This is a genomic window from Aggregatibacter actinomycetemcomitans (assembly GCF_003130205.1).
In the GTDB taxonomy this organism is placed as follows: Bacteria; Pseudomonadota; Gammaproteobacteria; order Enterobacterales; family Pasteurellaceae; genus Aggregatibacter; species Aggregatibacter actinomycetemcomitans_A.
Map to the genome: position 1 here is coordinate 1 of NZ_NRDF01000035.1, position 1210 is coordinate 1210.

The 1210-nt window shown below is 42.1% G+C and carries 1 protein-coding gene; it reads right to left on the minus strand.

The window, feature by feature from the left end; translation table 11 throughout:
- Nucleotides 1-41: 41 nt before the first annotated feature.
- On the minus strand, nt 42-1034 hold the full coding sequence (locus DK423_RS10955; protein WP_032996514.1) for an IS110 family RNA-guided transposase: 993 nt from the start codon (nt 1032-1034) through the stop codon (nt 42-44).
- Nucleotides 1035-1210 lie beyond the last annotated feature (176 nt).

A 1210-nucleotide genomic window follows, 5' to 3' on the forward strand; every position in this document is an offset into this window, starting at 1 on the left:
GTAGATACTGTCTCCCAGCCCCAAAGTCAAATGTTTTTTCACTAAGCTAAACAAACTTGTGGTTGGTAAAAAGTTTTGTTCTTTAACACCCCAAAGCAGATATGCACCAAACGGCGCATTGCTGCACCCACGGCTTGCATTTTGGTTTTGCCTCGCTCTCGCAAACGGTCGTAATGTGCCTTAATATCAGGGTTATACGTTGTCGCTACAACAGCAGGAAAAAACAGTAAAGCTCGGATTTTTGGTGAGCCTTTTTTGCTCAACATTACCTTGCCACGCATCGTGCCTGAGGTGTGCTCCCGGGGGATTAACCCCAAGAAAGCCGCCATTTCTGACGCTTTCTTAAACATTTTGCTGTGATAAATCACCAGCATTTGGTTTGCTGTATTTTCGCCCACACCGGGGATACTTCTGAGCAGCTCTCTATCCGATTTCAGCTCAGGATTCCTATTAATGTGGTCATCAATATCCTTGCGTAGCGCAACAATCGCTTCTTGCAAGGCGTTGCGAATGTGATGAATGGAACACATCACTTCGTTAGGTACATTACCTGCTTCGGCTTGTTCCAAACGGTTATTTTCGCGTAACAAATCGCCTTTTAGGGCTTCTAAACGAGCCAGTTTAGCCTTTAATTGGCGAATGCTTAACGGTTCGGGCTGCCAGTATTCTTGCGGGTTTTCTGCACCGAATAGGGCAAGTAATTTGCTATCACCATGGTCGTTTTTATGCACTACGCCTTTATAGGCGGCGAATTTGGGCAGACGAGCAGGGTTGATAAGATTAACGATGAAACCGTGGTCGTATAAAAAACAAGCTAATGCTTCGTGATATACGCCTGTGGGTTCAAGCGTAATATGAATGGTTGAAAAGTCGTTACCGACATTTTTCTTAATCCATTCAAGGAGTTGGTAAAATCCTTCGGGCTTATTATCCAACACTTTTGTTTTAACGGTTTGGCGTTCTTTATCTTTAAGATAAGCCACGTCAAATTTCTTTTTAGCAATATCAATACCGATAAAATGTGAAACGTTCATTATGTCTATCCTTGTCAATGCAGTGTCAAATCAGGTTGATTGCACTATGATACTTTGTTCAGATTTCAAATGAAAAATCAAGGGTAAGTTAATCTACGACTCAGTGTCTGGCACTTGGGACAGGTTCAATTTCTTACCCTGATTTTATGATTTAACTTTATCGGTTGAGATACAAG

Bases quoted from the DNA above. Each gene is read 5' to 3' on its own strand.
- DK423_RS10955 (WP_032996514.1), bottom strand. From the start codon at position 1,034: ATGAACGTTTCACATTTTATCGGTATTGATATTGCTAAAAAGAAATTT.